The sequence below is a fragment of the Vibrio sp. Vb1574 genome (assembly GCF_033338675.1).
On sequence record NZ_JAWOTC010000153.1, the window covers coordinates 1 to 1,584 of the forward strand.

At 45.5% G+C, this 1,584-nt stretch carries 1 protein-coding gene; it reads left to right on the forward strand.

The features are described from left to right. The first annotated feature begins 103 nt into the window (after window positions 1–103). Window positions 104–1,530 (forward strand): IS66 family transposase gene (tnpC, locus tag R7O12_RS24350; RefSeq protein WP_405543002.1). Its coding sequence is split into 2 segments (ribosomal slippage): window positions 104–299 and window positions 299–1,530, totalling 1,428 coding nucleotides; the frame shifts between segments, so codons are not numbered across the junction. The last annotated feature ends 54 nt before the right edge of the window (window positions 1,531–1,584 follow it).

Consider the following 1,584-nt stretch of genomic DNA (forward strand, 5'->3'; position numbering starts at 1 on the left):
GTAAGTGTTCACCAAGCCCCTATTGACAGAAAAAGTGTGACACTCAGCACTTGATCCATTCTTGGCTATTGAGTGATCATTCCAGTGCTTCATCCTGTTTGTTATGAGCAGAAAGAAAGCCCCTAAATATCAAGAGGAACCGCCCGTAGCCTCTGACCTTAACGAAGCAAACGCACTGATTGAAGAGTTGTGGGAACAGTTGCGCCACCTTACCGATAAACAAGCTACTAACTCCAAAAATTCATCGAAACCACCTTCGTCTGACAACCCTAAGGACAAGCATGAGCGAAAAAAGATCAAAGCTCTAGTGGTTGCAATTCGAGAGGAGCTAAAGAAGGCCACACAGGGCATCAACGAAAACTCTCACGACTGAAAGCAACGGATGTAGTTATCGATTGTTTTCCTGAAGTGTGCCCTTGCTGTGCCCAGTCTGATATAGATGTTCAAGGTGGCCCTTACTACCGCCATCAGGTCTTCGATATTCCCAAACCCACTGTCGATATCACCGAATACCGTTTATTTTCAGGCCAATGTCGGCACTGTAAAGAAACCGTCAAGGCTCAAAAGCCTGACGATGCATCGCAAGGGATTATAGGGCCGAACTTATTAAGTTACATTGGAGTTCTTGCAGGGCAATATCACCTCAGTGTTCGGAAAATCCAATCTCTACTTAAAGAACAGCTTGGCACAACCTTTTCGGTCGGCGCGATTAGCGAAGCGCAAACGAAGGTCGCTTCAATGCTAACGCCATTGCATCAGGCGATAAAACAAGCGTTAAAGAAAGCGACTTTGATTCATGCTGACGAAACCTCTCATCACCGAAATGATGAAACGAGCCTTCGTTGGTGTTGGTTAGTGGCCAGTGATGACCTTGTCTATGAACAAATACTCTATTCACGCTCAACCTCCTCAGCAAAAAAGGTCATCGATGAAGACTATGCAGGCATTGTGGTTAGCGACCAATGCCCAAGCTATAACTGGATAGCCGCAGACCGTCATCAGTTATGTTGGGCACATGTGAAGCGCAATCTTCAGCAAATGGCGGATTATAGTGGCGGTGGCCACACCGCTTATATTGGCAAACATCTTTGTTTGCTGACGAACGCCATTTTCCATACTCGGCATCGTTATGAGCAAGGTGAATTGGATTATTCACGGTACTTGCGGCGAATGCACAGGCTACAAAAATCGTTCGATCATTGGTTGAGCAAAGGGACAGGTGTGATGGTCAAGCGGTATAGAGGGCGATGCAAGTTACTGCTTAAACATAGAGAGAGCTTGTGGGTTTTCCTCAAGAAAACGTCAATCCCCTTAACCAATAATGAAGCTGAGCGATGTATTAGAGGTTTTGTCATTCAAAGGAAAATCAGCTTCGGAACGACCTCGGATGCAGGTGATAAATTCCGAAGTAGGATACATACCCTCATCGAAACCTGCAAAAAGCGTGGCTTATCGGCAATGTCAGTGTTGAGTGAAATCATCACGGCTGTTGTGACGAAGAGACCGTACCCAAACGTTTTTGATCTATAAACTGCATATGTTTCTTCAGATCTGGTAAGTCAAGATACCTCGGTGAACGCTTAC